Genomic DNA, 19,012 nt, shown 5'->3' with positions numbered 1-19,012 from the left:
CGGTGACCGCCGCCTGGGCGGGTGCGCCGGCCGGGGCCGAGCTGCTCGCCGCCGCCCGGCTCGAGCTGCCGGCCGGGTCTCTGGAGCTGGCCTGCCACGCCGCCGTCCCGGTCGCCGTGGACGCCGGCCTGCTGCACCGCATCCGTGACGCGTTCCCCGCTCTGGCGCTGCCGCCCGGAGGTGAGGAGCGGCTGCTGCGGTCCGCGCTCTTCGCCGGCACCGGCGACGGCCGCCACGAGATCGACCCACGGCTGCGGGCGGCGCTGCAGTCGGCGCTGGCCGCCCGGTTCGGGCCCGACCGTCTCCGGCAGGTGGCGGCGCTGGCGGGGGCTTCGCTGATCGAGCCCGGGCCCGCGCCGGCGGACCGGCTCGCCACGGCGTGGGAGGCGCTCGACCTCCGGTACCCCGTGGAGGACGCGCTGTCGGCGGTCCACGAGCTGGGGGAGCTCGCGCTGCTGCCCGGCAGCGACCTGCGCGCCATCGCGCGGGCGCTGACCGGCGCCGCCGAGTTCGGGCCCGGCGAGGTGGTGGCCGCCGCGCGGTCCGTGCTGGACGCCGTCACCCGGCTGGTGCCCGCCCCGGCGGCCGCGGACGAGGACCGGAGCGGGCGGGTGCGGTTCGAGGAGCTGTTCGGCCTCGGCGACCCCGGCGCCTTCGACCCCGCGGCCACCTGGCGGGCTCGACCGGACGGCGACCGGCTCCGCGTGCCGATCGGCGTGGGGACCGACGGCGCATCGGTCGAGCTCGACTTCGCGTCGGGGCAGCACGGCATGATCGTTGGCGCCCCCGGGTCGGGCAAGTCGGAGCTGCTGCGCTCGGTCATCCTCGCCCTCGCCGTCACGCACTCCCCGGCGGACCTCAACTTCGTCTTCGTCGACCGGCACGGCGGCGGCACCTTCCGCCCGTTCGAGCACCTGCCGCACGTCGCGGCGATGATCACCGGCGTCGGCGAGTCACCGGACCTCGTCGAGCGCTTCTTCGACACCGTCGCCGGCGAGCTCGACCGGCGGGCGCGGGACCGGACCGTCCCGGCGCCGAGCCTGTTCGTCGTCATCGACGAGTTCACCGAGCTGCTCACCGGACGGCCCGACCTCATCGACCTGTTCGTGCAGGTCGGGCGGGTCGGCCGGTCGCTCGGCGTGCACCAGCTGCTGGCGGCGCAGCGGCTCGAGGAGGGCCGGCTGCGCGGCCTGGACAACTACCTGCCGGTGCGGGTCGCGATGCGCACGTTCAGCGGGCAGGAGAGCCGCGCCGTGATCGGCGTGCCCGACGCCTACGACCTGCCCATGACGCCCGGCGTCGGCTACCTGCGGGCCGGGTCCGGCACGCCGGTCCGGTTCCTCGCGCCGGTCACGTTCCACCGCTACCTGCCGCCCGGCGGGGGCTGGGACAGCGTCCTGCGCGGCCTCGACCCGTGGGCGCCGCCGAGCGTGGCGGAGGTGCTCACCGACCGGATGCGCGCCGCCGCCCCGCCCGCGACCCAGCTGTGGCTGCCGCCCCTCACCGCGTCGCCGGCGCTCGGGGAGCTGCTCGGCCCGCTCACGACGACCCCCGACCGCGGGCTGACGGCGCCGCGGCGGCCCGGCGGGGTGCCGGTCGCCCGCGTCGACCGGCCGTTCGAGCGGCGTTACGACGTCCTCGACGTCCCGCCGGACGGCGGCAACATCGTGATCGTCGGCGGGCCGCGCAGCGGGAAGTCGACCGCGCTGCAGACGCTCGCGCTCGGGCTGGCCCTGACGTACACGCCGGCCGAGACGCACCTGTACGCACTGGAGTCCGGCGGCGGCCGGGCCCTGGCCCCCGTGGCCGGCCTGCCGCACACCGCCGCCGTCGCGGACCACCACCGGCGCGACCTGGTGCCACGGATCCTCGGCGAGCTGCACGCCTGCCTCGACCGCGAGCCCACGTGCCGCCGGTTCCTGCTCGTCGACGACTGGGGCGCCGTCCGCGACGAGTTCGAGGACATCGAGTGGATGCTCCACGACCTCGCCCAGCGGGGGCCGGCCCACGGCATCCGTCTCGCGGTCACGGCCCGGCGCTGGGCGCAGCTGCGCCCGGCCTTCCGCGACACCTTCACCACCAGGATCGAGCTGCGCCTGGGCGACCCCGCCGAGTCGGAGATCGACCGGCGGGCCGCCGCCCGGATCCCGTACGACGTGCCCGGCCGCGGCATCACCGCCGACCGCCTGCAGCTGCTGGTGGCCCGGCCGCGGCTGACCGAGGACGGCGACCTGGACGCCGCGGTGGCGGACATCCGCGCGGCGTGGCCGTCCGAGCCGGCGCCGCCCGTCGAGCCGCTGCCCGAGCGGCTGCCACCCGAGTCGCTGCCCGAGCCGCGGCGCGGCCGGATCCCGATCGGCGTCGAGCAGATCGGCCTCGGTCCGGTCGTCGCCGACTTCGACGCCGACCCGCACCTGATCGTCCTGGGCGGCGAGGGGTCCGGCAAGACCGCGTTCCTGCGCGGCCTGGCCCGTTCGATCGAGCGCGCGTACCGGCCGGAGGAGGCCCGGACCGTCGTCGTCGACTACCGCCGCCAGCTCGCCGGCGCGGCCGGCCCGGCCCACCTGCTCGGGCACTGCACCGGCCCCCAGTCCGCCGACCACGTGCTGCGCGAGGTCGCCACCGCGCTCACCGAGCGGCTGCGCGACCCCGGCCGGTGGCGCGGCCCCGAGGTGTACCTCCTCGTCGACGACTACGACCTGGTCGCCACCGCCACCAACCCCCTCGCCGCCCTCGTGGACCTCCTGCCGCACGCCGCCGGCATCGGGCTGCACGTCGTCGTCGCCCGCCGGACCAGCGGCGCGGCGCGGGCGATGTACGAGCCGGTCCTGCTCCGCCTGCGGGACCTGTCCGCCCAGGCGGTCGTGCTGTCCGGCGCCCGCGAGGACGGGCCGCTGTTCGCCGGCATCACGCCGCGGCCCCTGCCGCCGGGCCGGGCCTGGCACGCGACCCGGCGGCACGGCCGGCGGCTCGTCCAGCTGGCCTGGCACCCACCGGCGCCCGGAAGTTTGTGAAGCTCGGGGCAACCCGCCCGCCCGCCGCACCTGTCCAGGTGTGGTGAAGGGAGGTACCCGTGACCCGAGACATCGAGTCCGACCTGCACGAGTACGTCGAAACCCGGTACGTGCACCTGCGCCGCACGGCGTTCCTGCTGTGCGGCGAGTGGCACCGCGCCGAGGACCTCGTGCAGACCGCGCTGGCCAAGGTGGTGACCGCGGCGCGGCGCGGGCGGGTCGAGCACCTCGACGCGTACGCCCGCCAGGTGCTGCTGCGGGTGTACCTGGACGACAACCAGCGCGGCTCGCGGCGCCGCGAGCGGGCCTGGGCGGACCCCGCCGGCGCGGCCGAGCCGCCCGCGGCGGCCGGCGACCGCGCCACCGCACTCACCGTGCTGGCGGCGCTGCGGGCCCTGCCCGCCAGGCAGCGCGCGACGGTCGTGCTGCGCTACTGGGAGGACCGCAGCGTCGAGGACACCGCGGCGGTGCTCGGGGTGAGCGAAGGAACGGTGAAGAGCCAGTCGGCGAAGGCGCTGGCGACGCTGCGCCAGCTGCTCGCCGGCAGCGTGGGGGAGCTCATGTTCAGCGATGGAGGGATGGTCTGATGCCGCTCGACGAACTGCGCACGGCGCTGCAGGCGGCCGTGGAGGCCGATGAGCCGCCGGCCGGCGCCGGACCGGCCGCGGTGTTCGCCCGCGCCGACCGGGCCCGGACCCGGCAACGGCTCACGATGCTGGTCGGCGGGGTCGCCGTGCTGGGCGTCGCGGTCGGGACCGCCGCGTTCGCGCTGGACCGGTCGGGCGGGGCGGCCACGACCGCCCAGCCGCCGGCGGTCGCGACGTCCGCCCCGGCCGCATCCGCGGCGCTGCCGGCCGCGTCCGGCGCGGGCTCCCCGCGGCCCGAGGTGCCGGCCGACGTCATGCTCGCCACCCTCCGGCGGCTGCTCCCGGCCGGGCTGGCGGCGTCGGAGCCGGACAGCCAGCCGGGCTTCGCGGAGCTGATCCTCACCGACCCGGCCGGGCGCGGCAAGGTGCAGGTCAACGTGCAACCCAACTACCGCCGCGCCGTCCCGCCCGGCCGCGTCTCCGGCGACGACCCGATGGACAAGTTCTCCTGCGCGAAGCGGAAGGACCCGCCCGGCACCCACTGCGTCGACTCGACGCTGCCCGACGGCACGCTGCTCGTGCTGACCGACGGCCCGTCGGAGGACGCCGGACACGACCGGATCACCCTCCGCATGGTCGACGTGTTCCGGCCGGACGGCGTCCGCATCGTGGTCGGCACCTGGAACGCCGTCGGGGAGAAGACCAACACCGCGACCCGCTCCGAGCCTCCCCTGACCGGCCAGCAGCTGGAGGCGATCGCCACCGACCCCACCTGGCCGGTCTGACCCCGGCCCGGCCGGCCGCTACGCCGCCGCCCTGGCCGGCTGGTCGGCGCCGCGCACCGTGAGGTACGCCGTCACCGACGCCAGGGCGGGGTGGGTGGCGGCGACCTGCGGGGCGAGGATCTGGTGCGCCTCCACGGCCAGGGCCCGGGCCGCGTCGTGGTCGTCCCGGGCGGCGGCGAGCGCGGCCAGGTTGGTCAGCGTCAGCGCGACCTCCGGATGCGACGCGCCGTACGTGCGGCGCTTCCCGGCCAGCACGACCGTGTACAGCGCCTCGGCGGCCGCCGGGTCGCGGGCGGCGAGGACGGCGGCGAGGTTGTGCCGGTTGGTGAGGACCTCGGGGTGGTCGGGGCCGTGCCGGGCGGTGAAGTACGCGATCGCCCGGCGCAGCAACGGCTCCGCCTCCGCCGGCTCGCCACGGGCCTGCAGGATCGCGGCGAGGTGGGCCTCGTCGGCGACGACGGCCGGGTGGCCGGGCGGAAGGCACGCGCGGCGCAGGGCGAGGGAGCGCCGCGCGTACGCCTCGCCGGCCGCCAGGTCGCCGCGGCTGTGGGCGAGGCCGGCGAGGTTGTGCCAGACGGCGGCGAGCGCGGGATGGTCCGGGCCGTGGGCCGCCTCCAGCACCGTGCGGACCGCAACGTACTGGGCCTGGGCGTCGTCGTGGCGGCCCGCGAACTTGTACAGCACGCCGAGCTCGTTGCGCAGCGGCACCAGCTCCAGGTCGGTGAAGCGCGGCGCCGCGTCGTCGCACGCGGCCCGCAGCAGCCGCTCCGCCGCGGCGTAGCGGCCCTGGCGGCGCAGGTTGCCGGCCAGGGCCACGGTCGCCTGGACGCGCAGCCGCAGCAGGACCTCCGGCTGGGACGGCAGCGCGGCCATGACGGCGGTGGCGCGGCGGTGGTATGCCTCGGCGGCCGCGTGCTTGCCGAGCTCGTCGAGGGCGCTGCCGAGCAGGGTGAGCACGTTGGCGGTGTCGGGGCTGCCGGCGCCGGCGTGCGCCTCGAGGATGCCGAGGGCACGCCGGCACAGGTCGATGCTCCGCGGGTAGCGGTGCTCGTCCCAGGCGGACAGCGCCAGGTCGTGCAGGGCGACCGCCTCGTCGACGGGATCAGGTGTCATGGCCGGCTCCGTCACCCGCTGCCGTGGCTCAGACGATCCGGGCCACGGCCTGGCTGTGGTTGGTCGTCAGGCCCCGCGCCGGAAGCGCCGGGGCGGCGGGCGTGGCGACGGCCTGGCTGTGGTTGGTGGCGAGACCGCCGCCCCGGACCTGCGTGCGGACCACGGGCGTGGCGACGACAGAACGCTGCATGGGAGTGCTCCTTCGGATTCGTGGTTTCGTGTGCCCCGTGAGCGTGGCCGCCACCGCTTGGCCCGTACTTGTGGCGCACTTGGAGCGCCCGCGCCGCCCGCCGGAGCGCCAGCGCTCAAGTGGACGGCAAGCGCGCCCGCACACACTGTCGCCGACACCGGCCGCGACCGTACGGGAGCGAACCATGCAGGACACGAAGACGGACACCATGCCGGCGGCGCTGCGGCGGCTGCTGTTCGGCGACGTCGTGTCGGCCGCCGGGATCGGGCTCACCCAGCCGTACCTGGTGATCCTGCTGCACACCGGCAAAGGCATCCCGCTCGCGGCGGCCACCGCGATGACCGCGCTGCTCGCCCTCGCCAGCTTCCCCGGCAACTGGCTCAGCGGCGTCCTCACCGACCGGCACGGCGGGCGCCTCGCCATGACCGCCGGCCTCGCCACGACCGTCTGCGGCCTGGTCCTCGTCGCCACCGGCAGCCATCCGCTGCTGCTCGGGTGCGCCGTCGCGGCGGTCGGGTTCGGGTGGGCGGTGACGCTGCCCGCGTACGCGACGCTGATCGCCGGGCTCGTCCCGGAGGAGGCGCACGGCCGGACGTTCACGCTGCAGTTCGCCCTGTTCAACGCGGGCATGGGCGCGGGCTCCGCGGTGGCCGTCCTCGTCGCCGACCTCACCTGGCTGTGGTGGGCCGCCGCCGGCACGTGCCTGGTCGCGATCGTGGCCGTGCGCTGGTCGTACACCGGCGGACAAAGGGAAACGAGCACCCTGGCGGGTCCGGGCTACCGCGCGCTGCTCACGGACCGGCGGCTGCTGCTCGTGCTGTTCGTCGCCGTGCTGACCTCCGCCGCCGGATACGGCGTCTACACCGCGGGCCTGCCCGTCCTGGCGCTCCACAGTGGACGGCCGGACCTCATGTCGTGGGCGGGCGTCGCCAACTGCCTCACGATCGTCGCCGGACTCCCGTTGGCGTTGCGCGCCGGTGTACGACTGACGCCACCGCGACTCGTCGCCGCCGCTGCCGCGGTCTGGTCGGCCGGCTGGCTGCTGTGCGCCACCGTCACCACCCCGGCCTGGGCCGTGCTCCCGCTCGCCGCCGTGCTCATGGGCGCCGGCGAGCTGCTGCTGTCCGGCGCGCTGCCCGCGATGGTCAACGCCCTCGCCCCCGACGCCCTCCGCGGCCGCTACAACGCCGCCCTGACCTTCGCGATGACGGCCGGCATGTGGGCCGGCCCGCTGCTCGCCGCGGCGGCCACCGCCCTCGGCCTGCTGCGGCTGCTGTTCGCCGCCGCCGTCGTCCTGCTCGCCCTCGCCACCGCGCTGGTCCGCCGCGCCGCCCCCACGCCGCCGTGACACCCGCCGCGCCCGCCGGCAACGGTCACCCGCCCGCCGAGCGTCAACGGCGAAGCCACTCTTGAATGAGCGGCTTCGCGTCGGTGAGGCTGCTGACGACGTGATGGGCGTGGGTCAACTGATCGGCGGAATGGGTGGTGGTCAGCCCGATCACGGTCATTGCCGCGGTCCGGGCCGCTTCGACTCCGGCGGGAGCGTCCTCGATGACCAGGCACCGCTCGGCTGATGTCCGGAGCAGTCCGGCTGCGCGGAGGTAGCCCTCCGGGTGGGGTTTGCCGCGCGTGACGTGGGTGTTGTCCACCAGAACCGGAGGATCGGGCAGCCCGCCGGCGCGGAGCCGCTGCCGGACGGTCTGGGCACGGCCAGAGGTGACCACGCCCCACTGTTCAGCGTGAAGCACCTGCAGGACCGCTGCGGCATCAGGGTAGACCGGGAACGCGTCGCCTTCCTCGGCCACGAAGTCACGGACGAGTCGGTACTCAGCTTCGGGGTCGAGGCGGGGTGCGACGACGGCGATGGTGTCGACCGCCCGCTTGCCGTGGGTGTGAGACCAGACGGTCGTCGGGTCCAAGCCTCGGTGCAAGGCCCAGCGAGTCCAGATCCGCCGGTATGCGGCGTAGGAGTCGACCAGCACGCCGTCGGCGTCGAACAGCACGGCAGCGCCTTGCGCGGCTCCGTTCGTATGGTGGCTCACCATCAGGCGCTTCCTCACCCTTTCAACTGGGACGGCACGGTCAAATCGTGCGGCGGAAGTCGGTGACGTCCGGGAGCTTCTGAAAGCCGGCCGAAACGTACGTCGCCACGCCGCCGACGTTGCTGCTCGGGGTGCACACTGTCGCGCTGGACGACCCCATCTCCTGCAATGCGGCGGCCGCGGCCACGGTGATCGCGCGGCCGTATCCGCGGCCACGGTGATCCCGATGGACGCCCAGTGGTTCAAGCAGACCCGGTCGCCCTTCCCCGGCCGACCACACCGTCACCGTGGCCACCGCATCGCCGTCGCGGTCGTAACCGACCAGGCACCGAGCCCGGTGGTACGGCGGGGCGGCGGCCATCGCGCGCCAGCGCTCCAGGGTGAACGTCGAGCCGGCGAACGCTGCCCGCTGCACCGCGACCCGATCCTGAACGATCCGATCCCGAGTGTCGTGCGTGTCGATGACTTCGACCCGGAGTCCGCAGCTCTCCACCTGAACAGTCAGCTCCCGGGACAACGGGGTCCACGGTTCATCGGCCACCCAACCGCTGCGATGGAGGAGGCCTCGAAAGGCGTTGCCGAAGCGGGCCTCGACGGCCTCGGCGCCACCGGGCAGCACTCCCTGCCCCGGCTCCGACAGGTCCGTCAGCAGCTGAGCCGCGAATGCGGCGTCGTCGTCGACGCTCGGTGCGATGCCCATCCGGATCAGGCCCGCGGTGTCGTCCACCATGCCGACGGCCAAGATCTGCCCGTCACGGGTCCACACCCGGACGGCCCCGGCCAACTCCTGCGCGCCGAACCTCCAGTGCCACCCGAGGTCACCTGGATGCAGCTGGACCGGCCCGCCGGCGTGCTGCCAGCCCGCCACCGCCTCGACGATCTCGCCCAACGAGTCCGGCGTCGAACGCTGCACGGTGATCGACATGCGTCGACCCAAACACCACCGCACCGAAGACGCAACGGCTTATTGGGATTCAAGCTCGTCGACGAACGGGTCCGACGTCACCGGCGAAGCCACGGGGCGAGGACTGACACGGGTGCGGGGATCGTTGTATGCTCGCGCCGATGACTACCTCACGTCGTAGATTGGGGGTCCCATCCGCGCAAGGTGAGTGCTGATGCACTTCCATGACGCGATGGGGGACACCCGCCGAACGTTCTGGCAGCGCGTGCGCGAGTTCGCCGTGCCGCAATCAATGATCGAGTCAGCGACCGCCCGCCGGCACGCCGGTGACTGGGCCGGGGCGTGCGCCGCGGCACGGGTCGACGTCGATCTCGACCTCAAGGCAGTGGCTCGGACCGGTGGTGCGGCGCTGGCCGCGTCGATCCGGGCCGACCTGCGCCATCTCGCCCCCGACCTGCTGCGCTGGCACATGCCGCGGATCGCGCCGGACGGCCTGCTGCGGCCGGGGCTGACCATCTCCCTCGCCCGGCACGGCCCGGTGCACCTGGTGGTCCGGACGCCGCCGGCGTGGGCGGGCGCGGGGCAGCGGATCAGCCTCGCACTGTGGGAGGGGGTGCGGCGGACCGGCGCGCCGCATCCGCATCCGCATCCGGATCCGCGGTTCCGGCTCGACCTGCACCGGCACCTGTGGGACGCGCGCCGGGCGGGGGAGCTGCGGACCAGGGCCGGCCACGGCGCCACCGGTCCGGCGCCGCCTCCGGAGCCCGCCGAGGCTGTGGCTTCGGCCGCGGCCGCGGCTTCGGCTGATCGGTGGGCTGCTGCGGCTTTGGCTGCGGCTTCGGCCGATCGGTGGGCTGCTTCGGCTGCGGCTGCGGCTGCGGAGGGCGTGGCCGCGGGAGGTGCGGCGACCGACCGGTGGGCCGACGAGGCCGGGATCCTGCTGAGGGCGGACGCGTGTGCCGGCGGTGCGGTGACCGTGCGGCTCGGGGCGCGGCACCGGTTCGTCGTCACCGTCGCGGACGGCGCCGAGCCCCGCATCGCGCGGGCCCGCGGGCGCGGCGGCGGGGGACCTGTGCTGCCCGACGCCGCGACGTGGGTCCTGCCCGACGTGGAGCTGCTGCGCGAAGGGCTCATCGGCGCGGACGGGCTGCACCCGCTCGTCGCGGCGGCGCTCACGCCCGGCCGGCCGGCGTCGTACACCCGCCGCGACGACGACCCGAGCACGCCGCGGGTCGTCGAGTGCAGGGGCGAGCGGCACCGGATCGGGCTCGTGGGCGGCACGCTCGTCGCGCTCGACCACGACCCCGCCGAGGTGCGCCGGGAAGAACTGCTCGCCGCGCTCGGCGGGACCCCGCTGGCGTGCCTGCAAGCGATCGACGAGGCGCACCGCCGGCCGGAGTGCCTCCCCGACGTGCGGGCGCGGCTCGACCACGGCGACACCGAAGGCGCGCTCGCCGTCGTGGAAGGGCTGCTCGGCCCCGATGCGCTGCTGCGGCACGGCGCGCTGCGGGAAACCCTCGACGACGCGGCGCTGCGCAAGGTCGCGCACGGGCTGTTCCGCGCCGGCCTGTCCCGCACCCGCCCCGCACCCGAACGCCGCGCCGCGCGCCGCTGACCCATCGCACGTCTCCAGCCCTGCGACGGGCTGCTCCGGTGCACCGCCGGCCTTCATCCGGAGGCCGGATCACGACTTCTCCCCGAATGGTGATGCCTCATGTCCTCGTTCAGTTCTCCGGTCACCGCTTCGTTCACCGACCAGCTCGACGTCGCCGCCGAGCTGCTCGCGCTGCTGCACGACACCGGGACGGAGCCGCGCACCGATACGCAGCTGGAAGCGCTGACCCTCGCCGTCGCCGCCGACCTGCCGGTCCTGCTGTGGGGCGAGCCCGGCATCGGCAAGACGGCCGCCCTCACCCAGCTCGCCGAGGCGCTCGACCTGCCACTGACCACCGTCATCGCCAGCGTGCACGAGCCGTCGGACTTCTCGGGGCTGCCCGTCGTCGGCGACGACCCGGCGGTGCAGGGCGTGCCGATGGCCCCGCCGGACTGGGCGGTGCGCCTGGTGCACGCCGGTCGCGGCCTGCTCTTCCTGGACGAGCTGTCCACCGCGCCGCCGGCCGTGCAGGCCGCGTTGCTGCGTCTGGTGCTGGAGCGCCGCGTCGGCGCCCTTCGCTTGCCGCCGGGTGTGCGGATCGTGGCGGCCGCCAACCCGCGGTCGTCCGCCGCCGACGGGTGGGAGCTGTCCGCGCCGCTCGCGAACCGCTTCGTGCACCTGCAGTGGGTGCACGACCACGACGTCGTCGTCCGCGGCCTCGGCGGCACCTGGCCGCGCGCGTCGCTGCCCCGGCTGGATCCGCGGAAGCTGACCGAGGCGGTGGCGTTCGCCCGCCGGGCCGTGTGCGGGCTGCTCACCGCCCGGCCCCGGCTGGTGCACCAGCTGCCCGGCAGCGAGGCGCGCCGCGGCGGTCCGTGGCCGTCGCCGCGCAGCTGGGACATGGCGCTGCGGCTGACCGCGTTCGCCGTCGCCGCCGGCACGTCCCGCGACGTGCTCTCGATGCTGGTCCGCGGCACCGTCGGCGACGGCCCGGGCCTGGAGCTCCTCGCGAGCCTCGACCGGATGGACCTGCCGGACCCGGAGACGCTGCTCGCCGACCCGGCCGCGGCGGTCCTGCCGGAGCGCGGCGACCTGCGGCAGGCGGCCCTCGACGGCGTCGTCGAAGCGGTCCGCCGGCAGCCGTCGAAGGACCGGTGGGACGCGGCGTGGGCGATCCTGGCCGCCGCCGTCGACACCGGCGCCCCGGACCTCGTGGTGGTGCCGGCGTCGACGCTCGCCGCACAGCGCCACGCCGACTGGGACGTGCCCGACCTGATCGAACGCCTCGCCGGCGCGGTGTCGCTGTCGCAGCGGGCGGTGGCCGCCTGATGGCGCGCGACACCGCCGAGGCGTCCGTCGCGGGCGGCCCGGTGGCGCTGGACACCGGGAAGCTGTACGCGGCGCGGCTGCTCGCCGCGCGGGTCCGGCCGTACCTCGCGACGGCGCTGTTCGCGCTGCACGTGGTCGAGTCGCGGCGGGTACCGACGATGGCCGTCGACCGGCAGTGGCGCTGCTACGCGTCGCCGGCGTTCGTGGCGCGGACCCCGGTCGAGGAGCTCGCCGGTGTGTGGGTCCACGAGGTCGCGCACCTGCTGCGGGACCACCACGGCCGCGGCGACCGGGTAGCCCGGGAGCGCGGCCTGTACGGCGCCGGCGACCGGCTGCGGATGAACATCGCCGCCGACTGCGAGATCAACGACGACGTGTACGGCGACGGCCTCGCCCGCCCGACCGGCGCCGTCGCCGCCGCCGACCTCGGGCTGCGCGACGGCGAGCTGATGGAGGACTACCTGCGGCGGTTCCGGCTCGGACCGCGTACGGGCGGCCTCGCGTGGCTGGACTGCGGCAGCGGCGCCGACGGCCTCGAACGGCCGTGGGACCTCGGCCCGGACGGCGCGCACGGGCTCAGCGGCCACGAGCTGGACGCGGTCCGGTTCCGGGTCGCGCAGGCGATCAGGGCCCGCCCCGGCGACGTGCCGAAGGGCTGGCAGCGCTGGGCGGAGGTGGCGTTCCACCCGCCGCAGCCGTGGCGGGAGCTGCTCGGCGCGGCGGTCCGCGCCGCGGCGGCCGGCGCGGCGGGTGGCGACGACTACACGTACGGGCGGCCCGCACGGCGCTCCGCGAGCCTGCCCGGCGTGGTGCTGCCGAGCCTGCGCCGCCGCCCGCCGCAGGTCAGCGTCATCATCGACACGTCGGGCTCGGTCAGCGACGCCGAGCTCGGCAGCGCGCTGCTGGAGGTCGCCGCGATCGGCCGGGCCGTCGGCGGCCGCCGCGACCTGGTCCGGGTGCTGTCCTGCGACGCGGCGGCCGGGCTCGCGCACGCGCTGTGCCGGGCCGAGGGGATCCCGCTGATCGGCGGCGGCGGGACGGACCTGCGGGCCGGGTTCGAGCGGGCACTGCGGACGGCACCCCGCCCGGACGTCGTGGTGGCGCTCACCGACGGGCAGACGCCGTGGCCCGAGGTGCGCCCGCCGTGCCGGACCGTGGTCGGCCTGTTCCCACGGGAGACGGGTTGGGACGAGGACGACCCGGACGTCGAGCCCATCGTGCCGCCGGCGTGGGCCAGGGTGGTGTCCATAGGTTGAATACATTCCACGAAGTGCCAGCTTGATTGACGTCCGTTCGCCCGCGGTCGCATCATTTCCGCATGACAACGACGGACGCCGATTCATTCCATGGTGGAATGTCTGCGCACCAGGGTCTCAAGACCGAGATGGTCGCCGACCGGCTGCGGCGCTGGATCGCCGACAGCGGCCAGCCCGTCGGCGCCAGGCTGCCGACCGAGGCCGAGCTCGCGACCCGCCACGGCGTCGGCATCAACACCGTCCGCCGGGCCGTGGGCCTGCTGGTCGCGGAGGGCGTCGTCGTGCGGCGGCAGGGGTCCGGCACGTACGTCGCGAGCGTCCCCACCGGATCCCGCCGGACCGTCGGGGTCGTGGTGCCGTCGACGTCGTACTACTACCCGAAGGTCATCGAGGGCATCGAACGGGCGCTGACCGCCGCCCGCACCGGCGTCATGCTCGCCAGCTCAGAGAACCGCCCCGACCTGGAACGCACCCAGATCCGGCGGATGCTGGGCAGCGGCGTGGAGGGGCTCATCCTCGTGCCCAACCTGCACGTCGCCGACGACCCGCAGGCACACGCCGATGCGCTGCGGCGGCTGCCGGTCCCGTACGTGCTGGTCGAGCGCCGCCCGCCGCGGCCGGACCCCGACGACCCGGTGTCGTTCGTGACCACGCACCACCTCGGCGGCGTACACACCGCGATCCGGCACCTGGTCAGCCTCGGTCACAGGCGTGTTGGATTTCTCGGCCGCATCCGCACCGGCAACTCCGCGGTCGTCACCGAGGGCTTCGACCGCGCCGCCGCCGCGCTCGGTGCCGTCGCCGTGCCGGAGGCGCGCGTGCTGCACGAGGAGTGGACGCCCGCGCAGATCGACGCCTACGCCGCGACCTGCCGCGCGGCCGGCGTCACCGCCGTCTTCTGCCACGGCGACCGCGACGCGGCGGCGCTGCTCGCGGCGGCCCGCCGGATCGGGCTGCGGGTGCCGTCGGAGCTGTCGCTCGTCGCGTACGACGACGACGTGGCCGAGCTCGTCGACCCGCCGCTGACCGCGGTCGCCCCGCCCCGCGCGGAGCTCGGCGCGCTCGCCGCGGACCTGCTGCTGCGCCTCGTCGACGACCCCACCACCCCGGCGCACCGCATCGAGCTCCAGCCCCGCCTCACCGTCCGCGGCTCCTGCGCCCCGTTGCGGGCGCGCCGCCCTCCCGCGAAATCCAACGCGTGATGGATTTCCGACTGGGAGTCATCGGCACCGGCATCGTCGCGGCGCTCCATCTGGAAGCGGCGCGCGCCGTGCCCGGAGTCCGGGTGACAGCGGTCTGCGACATCCACGAGGCGGCCGCGGTACAGGCGGCGGCGGGCACTGGCGCGACGGCCTACACCGACCACCGCCGGATGCTGACCCGCGAACCACTCGACGGCGTCGCCATCACCGCGCCGCACGCCCTGCACGCCGGCATGACCCTGGACGCGGCCGCCGCCGGCGTGCCCGTCCTCGTCGAGAAGCCCATGGCCACGACCGTCGCCGACTGCACCGCGATGATCGAGGCGTGCGCGGCCGCCGGCGTCGTCCTCGCCGTCGGGCACGTGGTCAGGTTCGACCCCGCCGCGCACCGCGTCGCCCGGCTCCTGCGCTCCGGCGATCTCGGCGACGTCCTGGCGATCCACCATCACCGCACCGCCCACTACCAGCGCGGCTCGCGCCCCGGCTGGTTCTTCGACCCGGTGATGGCCGGCGGCGGCATCGTGATGAACGTCGGCACCCACGGCCTCGACCGCATCCAGTGGGCCGGCGACGGCACCGCCGAGTCGGCGACCGCCCGCGTGTGGCACCGCGACGGCCACGCCGTCGAGACCGACGCGATGGGCTCCGTGACGCTGTCCAGCGGCGTCGCGGCCGGCTTCCTGCTCACCAGCGCCGCCGGCCGCTTCCACGACGAGACCACCGTCGTCTGCTCCCGCGGCGCGCTGCGCTGGTCGTCGACCGACGGCACCTGGGCGAGCCGCGACGGCGCCCCCGAGACCCAGGTCATGGCGCCGGGAGGCGGGACGGGGGAGGCGTTCGCCGCGCAGCTCGCGGACTTCGTCGCCGCCTGCCGCGGCCACCGCCCGCCCGAGGTCGGCGGCGACTACGGCCGCTCGGTCGTCGCCACCGTCCTGGCCATCTACGCCTCCGCCGCGAGCGGCCGGCCGGCTTCCCTGTGCCGGTCATGACCGCCCGGGTACGCGCGGGCCGCCGCGCCGACCTCGCCGCGGTGTACCGCATCTGCGCGACCACCGACGCGACCGGTCTCGGCACGCCGCCGCGACCGTTCGACGACAAGCTGCCCGGCCACGTGTACGCCGGGCCGTATCTCGCCGCCGACCCGGGCCTGACGTTCGTCGTCGAGGACGACGCGGGCGTCGGCGGCTACGTGTCCGCGACCGCCGACACGGTGCGCTTCAACCAGTGGCTGGACGCGCACTGGTGGCCCCGGCTCCGCCGCCGGTATCCACCGGGCACGTTCGCACCGGCGGGACCGCACCGGCCGTGGTTCGACACGCACCCCGCGCACCTGCACATCAAGGTGGCGCGGCGGCTGCAGGGGCAGGGCTGCGGCCGGCGGCTCATGGACACGGTGCTCGCGGCGCTCCAAGGGCGTGGCGTCGCGGGCGTGCACCTGGGCGTGGCGGAGGCGAACACCCGAGCGGTCGCCTTCTACACCGCGCTCGGCTTCACCGAGGCGCACCGCCACGCCTGGGGAAGCACCCTCGTCCGCAACCTTTGAGTCAAAGGAGCGACCATGCGAAGAACGGTTCTCGTGGCGTTGCTGCTGATCGCCGCCGCGGCGGTGCCCGCCGTCACCCCCGCCGCGTCGGCGGCGACGAGCAGCCTCCGGTACAACACCTTCGAACGCACCGAGCGGGGCACCGCCTACACGCTGGGCGCCTGGGCCCAGGACGGGTGGACGGCCCCGTGGGAGCAGGGCATGAGCACCCGCACCTGGATCGACGGCTACAACTTCAGCCACACCGGCGGCAAGTCCCTGCGGGTGTTCTACCCGAAGGGCAAGATCGGCCCGGCCGACTCCGGCGCGCAGGCACCGCTGCAGCTGACCCGCGGCCGCGAGTACTACCTGTCCTACTGGGTGCGTTTCAGCAGCGACTTCAGCTGGGGGACCACCGAGTTCGCCGGGAAGGTCGGCCTCGGGCTCGCCGGCGGCGGGTCGTGCTCCGGGGGGCAGGTGTGCGACGGCACCAACGGCTTCAGCTCGCGCATGATCTGGCGCTCCGGCGGGAAGGCCGCGATCTACTACTACCACATGGGCCACGCCGGCCAGTACGGCGACTTCGTCGACCTGACCCGCCCCGACGGTTCGCTCATCTACTACCCGCGCGGCCAATGGGTGAACCTGGTCCAGCGCCTGCGGGTCAACACGGTCACCGCCGGCTCCGCCAACGCCGACGGTGAGATCGACATCTGGTACAACGGCGTCCAGGCCGCCTCGATCCGTGGGCTGCGCTTCGTCACCAACGCCGACCAGGTCGACAAGGCGTACTTCTCCTCGTTCGCGGGCGGCGCCACCCCGTCGTTCGCCCCTGCCAACGACTCCTGGATCTGGTACGACGACCTGAAAGTATCCAACGCCCGTGGGGATATCTGCGAGCTGAGCGGCGGCTGCCACACCCGCAGCTTCCAGGCTGAGGCGTACACCTTGATGAACGGCGTGACGACCGCCGCCACCAGCGACACCGGCGGCGGCCAGGCGACGGCCTTCGACACCGGCGACTGGATCGCCTTCGGCAACGTGAACGTCCCCAAGCCGGCCCGCTACCTGGTGGAGTACCGGATCGCGACCGCTGCCAGCAACGCCCGGCTGTCGCTGGACATCAACGCCGGCGCCACCCCGCTCGGCGAGGTGACCCTGCCCAACACCGGCGGCACCACCCAGTGGCGCACGGTGTCCAGGGAGGTCGAGGTGCCCGCCGGCACCCACCAGTTCGGCCTTTATGCATCGACCGGTGGATTCAGCCTCAACTGGTGGAAGCTGACCCAGATCGCGTGAGTCAGGTGGGCCGCGGTGGACTGTCCCCCGCGGCCCACGCTCCACAGTCAGCGCCGGACGAGGCTCAGCAGCGCGTACAGCGGCCAGCGCCAGCCGGTGACGGTCCTGAGCCAGTCCTCATACCAGGCCCGTTGCTCCGCGACGGTGACCACGTCGGCGCAGTCTGCCGGATCGAGCGCCTTGACCAGCCTGCGTGCGGACTTCCGGTGACCGCGCCGAAGGCGATACGCAACGTCGCCGTCCGTCCTGGAATGGCCATGCGGGACGGGTAGACGTCGGGCCTGGCACCGTTGCAGCACAGCCGGACACCTTCGGGCTCGACCTGAAACCGCATCGCCTCCAGCGCGCGGAACGAGTCCACCCCGGTTACCGCCCACTCTCGCCCGTCGGGGGCCCGCAGGGTGAGCTCCAGGGCCTCGTCGGTCTCGGCGCGGTCGAGGGTCCACTCCTGGGTGCCGTCCGGGGTCAGCACCCCGATCGGGGACCGCGTGACGCTCATGCTTCCAGCATCGCATTGAGCTTCGTCGCGTTCAGCCCGCCGGGAAGCCTGTGGATCGCCGTTCAGGTGGTCGCGTAGACCCGCAGGGTGATCTCGTCGCTCAGGTGGGTCTCGCCGTTGACGGTCAGGGCCGCCTGCACGACCCACACCGTGGGCGGGGTGGCCTGGCCGTTGTCGGTGACCCTGATCCGCGCGTGGTTGCCCCGGCCGTGGAACGCGACCGGGCCGAGGACCGTTTCGGTCCGAACGGTCCACTGGAGAGCGTCCGCCAGCCGTGCCTCGTCGAAGCCGGCCGGCACGGACACCTCCAGCGGCAGCGTGAACGGCTGGATCGAGTAGCACGACCCGCCGAACGTCTGCCCCGGGCAACCGGGCGCCTTCACCGTCAGCGGCAGCACCTCGCGGAGCCGGTCCGCCGCGGGCACGAGCGGCATGCCACCGGCGGCGGGCACGGAGGCGGCCGGCGATGCCGACGCGGCCGTCGAAGGTTTCGCATGTCCCGATGCGGCAGGTGTACGACCGGCGCTGGGCGAGGGCGGCACCATCAAACCCGGTGCCGCGACGGCGGACGGCGGTGCTGCCGGGGTGGTGGCGTCGCTCGCCGAGGCCTGCCCCTTCGGTGTTCCGCTCCGCAGGCCGAAGATGCCGGCGACGGCGGCACCGGCGAGCAGGACGAGGACGACGGCCAAGAGTACGGGCGGCCGCCGCAGCAACGGCAACCGGGCCACCGGGGCGGCCGGCGTCACGTAGTAGACAGCCGGCTCAGGCTCGCGCTCCGGTGCCGCCGGGACTTGCGGCGGCAGTTCGACGGTGATGTCGTCCGCGCCGGGCTCCGATGCCGGCGCAGGGCCCGGCGCCGCGACCGACGCGGCAAGGTCGACGCGCTCCGTCGGGTCCGGCACGTCAGGTTCCACGAGCCCGGCCGGGTCCGGCACGTCGGACTCGGCGAGGCCGGCCGGATCCGGGGCATCGCCTGGTTCGGTGAGCTCGGCGGGCACCTCCGGGAGGGTGAGTTCGGCGGGCACCTCCGGGAGAGGGAACTCGCTCAGCACGGCGAGGGCGGTGGGCCGGGTCTGATGCGCCGAGGTGCACGTCGCGCACGTGGGAATGTGCGCGGCCACGGCCTTGCGGACGGCGGGGCGCAGGCGCTTCGCGCTGGCCCCGGCGATGACGGTGGGCAGGTCGGGGCAGCCGGTCGCAGGGTCCGCCGCGGCGGCGGCCGTGAACAGGGCGAGCTCCAGCAGGCCGCCGGGCTCCACCAACCGGTCGACCGCCTTCCGGGTGACGTCGACCTTCTTGCCCAGGACCGCGGCGACCCCCGCCAGATCGACCTGGCGATGGCGGGGCCGCCCCGCGTACTCCGGGACCACCAGCGCGAGCAGATTCCAGTGGTGCTCCTCGATCAGGGGCCGCGCCGAATACAGTACGGGAGCGGCGGCGTCACCCGTCGCGGCGGCCGGCGCCGGGCGCTGCCGCAGCCCCTCCCTGACCGCGTCGCGCGCGACCGTGAAGCCCGTCGCGCCGGCCGGCGCCGCCTCGGTCGCGGACCGCGCCAGGGGCTCGTCACCGCACGCGAGCACCACGCAGTAGCGGTACACGTCGGCGTGCTGCGGATCCATCGACCGCCTCCTTCGCGTCGGCTCCGCGGGCTCAACGAGTGGCCGCGTCGCAGGTCG

General features: G+C 75.1%; 16 protein-coding genes. 11 read left to right on the top strand and 5 right to left on the bottom strand.

The genetic code is table 11. The features are described from left to right. Positions 1–2: 2 nt before the first annotated feature. Genes eccCb through ACQEVZ_RS10370 form a run of 3 tightly spaced genes read left to right on the top strand, consistent with a single transcriptional unit; the run spans position 3 to position 4,386 of the window. Positions 3–3,014, top strand: a complete 3,012-nt coding sequence (gene eccCb / locus ACQEVZ_RS10380) for a type VII secretion protein EccCb (RefSeq protein WP_433364575.1) — start codon at positions 3–5, stop codon at positions 3,012–3,014. A gap of 59 nt (positions 3,015–3,073) precedes the next feature. Next, on the top strand, positions 3,074–3,601 hold the full coding sequence (locus ACQEVZ_RS10375; RefSeq protein ID WP_433364572.1) for a sigma-70 family RNA polymerase sigma factor: 528 nt from the start codon (positions 3,074–3,076) through the stop codon (positions 3,599–3,601). Further along, positions 3,601–4,386 carry a hypothetical protein gene (locus ACQEVZ_RS10370; RefSeq protein ID WP_433364569.1) on the top strand — a complete coding sequence of 262 codons (786 nt, stop codon included), beginning with the start codon at positions 3,601–3,603 and terminating at the stop codon, positions 4,384–4,386. Before ACQEVZ_RS10375 ends, ACQEVZ_RS10370 begins: the two co-directional genes overlap by 1 nt. 18 nt (positions 4,387–4,404) lie before the next feature. Here the strand turns inward: ACQEVZ_RS10370 and ACQEVZ_RS10365 are convergent, their stop codons facing one another. Further along, positions 4,405–5,499, bottom strand: coding sequence for a tetratricopeptide repeat protein (locus ACQEVZ_RS10365; protein WP_433364566.1), 1,095 nt, complete (start codon positions 5,497–5,499; stop codon positions 4,405–4,407). Between the two features lie 28 nt (positions 5,500–5,527). Further along, a complete protein-coding gene (locus ACQEVZ_RS10360; protein WP_433364563.1) occupies positions 5,528–5,689 on the bottom strand; it encodes a hypothetical protein in 162 nt (53 codons plus the stop codon). 184 nt (positions 5,690–5,873) lie between these two features. Between ACQEVZ_RS10360 and ACQEVZ_RS10355 the strand changes: the two genes are divergently transcribed. Further along, complete coding sequence (locus tag ACQEVZ_RS10355) at positions 5,874–7,037, top strand: MFS transporter (RefSeq protein ID WP_433364560.1); 1,164 nt, start codon at positions 5,874–5,876, stop codon at positions 7,035–7,037. A gap of 43 nt (positions 7,038–7,080) precedes the next feature. On the opposite strand, the gene ACQEVZ_RS10350 is transcribed toward ACQEVZ_RS10355, so the two are convergent. Then, positions 7,081–7,692, bottom strand: a complete 612-nt coding sequence (locus ACQEVZ_RS10350; protein WP_433364557.1) for an HAD-IA family hydrolase — start codon at positions 7,690–7,692, stop codon at positions 7,081–7,083. A 79-nt stretch (positions 7,693–7,771) separates the two neighbouring features. After that, positions 7,772–8,656: a GNAT family N-acetyltransferase gene (locus tag ACQEVZ_RS10345; protein ID WP_433364554.1), complete on the bottom strand. Its 885-nt coding sequence runs from the start codon at positions 8,654–8,656 to the stop codon at positions 7,772–7,774. 193 nt (positions 8,657–8,849) lie between these two features. Here ACQEVZ_RS10345 and ACQEVZ_RS10340 point away from each other — a divergent pair, with 193 nt between their 5' ends. The 7 genes from ACQEVZ_RS10340 (at position 8,850) to ACQEVZ_RS10310 (ending at position 16,837) form a co-directional block, all read left to right on the top strand. Next, the gene (locus tag ACQEVZ_RS10340; protein WP_433364551.1) at positions 8,850–10,250 is read left to right on the top strand and encodes a hypothetical protein; all 1,401 of its coding nucleotides are present in this window, start codon (positions 8,850–8,852) and stop codon (positions 10,248–10,250) included. A 99-nt stretch (positions 10,251–10,349) separates the two neighbouring features. Further along, positions 10,350–11,558 (top strand): AAA family ATPase, encoded by a 1,209-nt coding sequence (locus ACQEVZ_RS10335; protein ID WP_433364548.1) that lies wholly within the window; start codon positions 10,350–10,352, stop codon positions 11,556–11,558. Beyond that, complete coding sequence (locus ACQEVZ_RS10330) at positions 11,558–12,814, top strand: vWA domain-containing protein (protein ID WP_433364545.1); 1,257 nt, start codon at positions 11,558–11,560, stop codon at positions 12,812–12,814. Before ACQEVZ_RS10335 ends, ACQEVZ_RS10330 begins: the two co-directional genes overlap by 1 nt. 98 nt (positions 12,815–12,912) lie before the next feature. Further along, positions 12,913–14,016 carry a GntR family transcriptional regulator gene (locus tag ACQEVZ_RS10325; RefSeq protein WP_433364542.1) on the top strand — a complete coding sequence of 368 codons (1,104 nt, stop codon included), beginning with the start codon at positions 12,913–12,915 and terminating at the stop codon, positions 14,014–14,016. Beyond that, positions 14,016–15,005, top strand: coding sequence for a Gfo/Idh/MocA family protein (locus ACQEVZ_RS10320; RefSeq protein ID WP_433364539.1), 990 nt, complete (start codon positions 14,016–14,018; stop codon positions 15,003–15,005). The genes ACQEVZ_RS10325 and ACQEVZ_RS10320 overlap by 1 nt, the downstream gene beginning before the upstream one ends. Then, a complete protein-coding gene (locus ACQEVZ_RS10315; RefSeq protein WP_433364536.1) occupies positions 15,002–15,559 on the top strand; it encodes a GNAT family N-acetyltransferase in 558 nt (185 codons plus the stop codon). Before ACQEVZ_RS10320 ends, ACQEVZ_RS10315 begins: the two co-directional genes overlap by 4 nt. A 15-nt stretch (positions 15,560–15,574) precedes the next feature. Next, positions 15,575–16,837, top strand: coding sequence for a carbohydrate-binding protein (locus ACQEVZ_RS10310; RefSeq protein ID WP_433364533.1), 1,263 nt, complete (start codon positions 15,575–15,577; stop codon positions 16,835–16,837). 561 nt (positions 16,838–17,398) lie between these two features. On the opposite strand, the gene ACQEVZ_RS10305 is transcribed toward ACQEVZ_RS10310, so the two are convergent. After that, complete coding sequence (locus ACQEVZ_RS10305; RefSeq protein ID WP_433364530.1) at positions 17,399–18,955, bottom strand: hypothetical protein; 1,557 nt, start codon at positions 18,953–18,955, stop codon at positions 17,399–17,401. Between the last annotated feature and the right edge of the window lie 57 nt (positions 18,956–19,012).

Source organism: Dactylosporangium sp. CA-152071 (assembly GCF_050936335.1).
GTDB classification, from domain to species: domain Bacteria; phylum Actinomycetota; class Actinomycetes; order Mycobacteriales; family Micromonosporaceae; genus Dactylosporangium; species Dactylosporangium maewongense.
Note: the sequence above shows the minus strand (reverse complement) of the source record. Positions and strands in the feature narration are given on the sequence as shown.